The following is a 3062-nucleotide window of genomic DNA, read 5'->3' on the forward strand; positions in this document are numbered from 1 at the left end:
TTTTGATTCACAGTGGTTCCGGTACGAAAATTGCCCTTCCTCCTGCTAAGCCCGGGCGCTTGCGCCCTAAGAGGCACTGAAAATGAAGAGTATGCGGAGTTTATCGCTGTGCTACGGTGGTGAAGGTCTTGGGGCCCGTCAAAAGCCTTTCACTTAGGCTGTTTAAGGGGATTGAACGTGATGGCTTTTGATGGGAGGTACTTTTTGTGCACAGCGAAGCGGCGCTACTTAACAAGTAAATATATTTATATATTTCTAATATAAGTGGTTAATTACGTTAGTAATTAACTCTTAAAGAATCCCGCCTTAAACTATATCTCCGATGCTATGGTCTAAATTAAAATGATATGGACAGGCTTATCCACAACTGACTGTATATTCACAAAACAATACTGATTACAGAGTAGAACGGCCAAAATAGTGGGGAATTATTGAGCTAAAAGAAAGGAGAGGGGACAAACTTTATCTTATTGAGGGGGGAGTTACCTCATAGCTACGTAAAGTGCCAACACCAAAAGCCGCAACAAAGCGGCTTATGCAACAAAAGAATGGGGGATTAATGCCAGGATGTCACCAGTTCGGGCAACACATCATCCCCATAAGGATTAATGTCCGGTGGCCGTCCCTGCGGATAGCGTAATTGATTGAGACGCCACAGATATTCTTTTCGCTTCTTCGTCCAGAAACCATCAGAGAATGGGCTGTATGTCGCGTAGATATTTGATAACCTCTTCGCTATCATCGACTCTTTCGCTTGAGCCAATGATTCTTTCATTTTGTCTTGAAAATGAATACCGAAGATCTCAATAAATTGATGAGTGAACCACTTGTACGCAGCTTGAGATTTGATGGAAGGGATCGCTTCAATAGCTTCGTCATTAGCACCTTGCTCTCGCAGCTCCTCACGAAGTACAGCCGCTTCTGGTTGAGCTAAATAGCAAGACTCAACTTCCAAAAATCCTGAAAGCTTAAGCATTTTTACAACATCGGTATACTTTGTCTTTGAGATAGGTTGTCGCCAGATTTGAGTGAACAAACCGCGTAACTCGTAATGCGTCACGCCACGTAGCAGCTCATTACCGTTCTCATCGAGAATAGGTTGCTCATTTTTGCTTTTATCTGCGTAGCGGCCAATACGATAACCATCAACATTCATCGTACAAAACATAGCTGTGACAACTTGCACAATGGCAAGACGTTGTTTGGCTTGCAACGTCTTCATACCACTTTTGCATTGATGTAGTCCCATCAAACGCCCTTGGTGGCAACGACGAGGATCGTCAATAAAATCACAGAAGGCGAGTAGTATTCGCATTTGAAAGTAAGTGATCCATTTCATCGGCTTACCATTTTTTTTCCGTTGGGGTAAACCATACTCTTCAAGGTAAGATTGGATCACTTCAAGATCATCGCGCTCTTTGGCTTTTAAACGAGACTCATCACGATTGTACTTGTTGAACTTTTCAAGCACCGCAAGATATTTGTCTGGCAATTTTCCAAGACACAGCACTCGGATATGCAAATAACGATTCTTGGTACGTGGTATGATGCGCAAATTCGGCGCTACGATGACGAGGATTACGCTGGGACATGCCACACCCTCATATCACTAGACACTTTCCAAACGAAAGTCAAAGCGGATATGCAAGGATGCGGTATACACCAACGGTGAAAAATATTAAATAAAGCCATGTTAGATTCCATCAGATTTTGGGGAGGTTTGGTTGCTAAGCCAAGCCAATATCCCATGACTTTATAGAAAAAGATCAAAAAGATCAACTGCTTAAATTTTAAACACAAAAAAGCCGTCTACTGATGGGAAGACGGCTCGTTTGCGAATGCTATCTAGTCAGATTAGCGGTCTGACACACTCTAGTCTTTGAAAAATACACTACATAGAGTACTCTATGTAGCAGTGCTTTATGTAATGCACTCAACATCAAAAACTATGTTAATTCTAAAGAACATATTAATAAAAATCAAGTACTCATACAAAGAATCAGAGCTTCCAATTTAAACTATAAGTCAAAATAGAAACTTCATAAGAAGCCTTATTAATGGAAGACACTATAATAGATGATATAAAAGTCATCACTCAAATACTATTACCAGAATTAGGAGAACGTCAATCGATGTCTCTATTATTATTTTATTTTTACGGAAGAAAACGCACTGCATCTATTTTAAACATTTCACCTTCAAGTGTTAGAGATAATGTATTTCGAGCTAGATCACATTTAAAGAGCTTAAATAAAATTGACGATGTAGAGCGTCTTTTGATAAGAAAAATCTTACAAAACATTAACTGCGAACAATAGTGTTATTAAAATTTTTATTAAAAACCCATCAAAGATCACACTAGTTGCATACTCGATGTATGCAACCTAGAATTTTTTTTGGGTTTTATTTAATGCTACTTTGCTACAACTGAGTAGAAGGAAAGCATCATGACAGCACGTACAAACCAAAAACTACAACGCAATATAACAATGTTATGCCATTACAAAGGTTTTAAGAAAAAAGATGTATTTGACGCAGTCAAAATACCCAATACAAAACGTAATTTGACAGTAGATGATCTTGATAAAATTTCTCAATACTTAAAAGTAACCATATTAGATTTTTTCTAAATAGATGATAGAAAGCGCGAATATTAATTTTAAACTAAAGGTCAAAAAAAAAGTTTATAGAACACTAAAAAAGTAGACGATAGGTACGTCCAAGGCTAAAGCGATTTTTTCCAATGTTGTAATTGTCGGACTTTTACGGCCATTTTCTAAACGGGATAAATGTGCGACGGACAATCCTGACTTACTTGCTAAGTCTTCTATTGTAAGCTTTTTTTTCTTTCTAGCCTCCTTAATTTTTTTCCCAACAACAATACTTGCTGTTCCAACTTCACTTTGCATAAGTGTCCCATTTGATTTCATTCCCACAACATAGTTCTACATCTCAGACTCTAGTTATCTTTGCAAACAAAGGACAAATCAATAATTTGACCTTTAGGACAAAAATTTTTACTATGCTCTTGTTCTTTAACAATTCGCGCCAAGGCAGACCGT

At 38.2% G+C, this 3062-nt stretch carries 4 protein-coding genes; 2 read left to right on the forward strand and 2 right to left on the reverse strand.

The genetic code is table 11. The features are described from left to right. Positions 1 to 556: 556 nt before the first annotated feature. Positions 557 to 1597, reverse strand: coding sequence for a hypothetical protein (locus OU793_RS23900; protein WP_274647882.1), 1041 nt, complete (start codon positions 1595 to 1597; stop codon positions 557 to 559). Between the two features lie 460 nt (positions 1598 to 2057). Here OU793_RS23900 and OU793_RS23905 point away from each other — a divergent pair, with 460 nt between their 5' ends. After that, a complete protein-coding gene (locus OU793_RS23905) occupies positions 2058 to 2318 on the forward strand; it encodes a sigma factor-like helix-turn-helix DNA-binding protein (RefSeq protein ID WP_074531757.1) in 261 nt (86 codons plus the stop codon). Positions 2319 to 2447: 129 nt separating this feature from the next. Beyond that, positions 2448 to 2630 (forward strand): hypothetical protein, encoded by a 183-nt coding sequence (locus OU793_RS23910; protein ID WP_024700464.1) that lies wholly within the window; start codon positions 2448 to 2450, stop codon positions 2628 to 2630. A 54-nt stretch (positions 2631 to 2684) separates the two neighbouring features. On the opposite strand, the gene OU793_RS23915 is transcribed toward OU793_RS23910, so the two are convergent. Continuing rightward, positions 2685 to 2909, reverse strand: a complete 225-nt coding sequence (locus OU793_RS23915; protein ID WP_023625098.1) for a helix-turn-helix domain-containing protein — start codon at positions 2907 to 2909, stop codon at positions 2685 to 2687. Between the last annotated feature and the right edge of the window lie 153 nt (positions 2910 to 3062).

This window comes from Vibrio sp. VP6 (assembly GCF_028823755.1).
Taxonomy (GTDB): domain Bacteria; phylum Pseudomonadota; class Gammaproteobacteria; order Enterobacterales; family Vibrionaceae; genus Vibrio; species Vibrio parahaemolyticus.

Excerpts from the sequence above, each read along its gene's own strand:
- OU793_RS23905 (WP_074531757.1), top strand. The coding sequence starts at position 2,058 with ATGGAAGACACTATAATAGATGATATAAAAGTCATCACTCAAATACTA.
- OU793_RS23910 (WP_024700464.1), top strand. The coding sequence starts at position 2,448 with ATGACAGCACGTACAAACCAAAAACTACAACGCAATATAACAATGTTA.
- OU793_RS23915 (WP_023625098.1), bottom strand. The coding sequence starts at position 2,909 with ATGCAAAGTGAAGTTGGAACAGCAAGTATTGTTGTTGGGAAAAAAATT.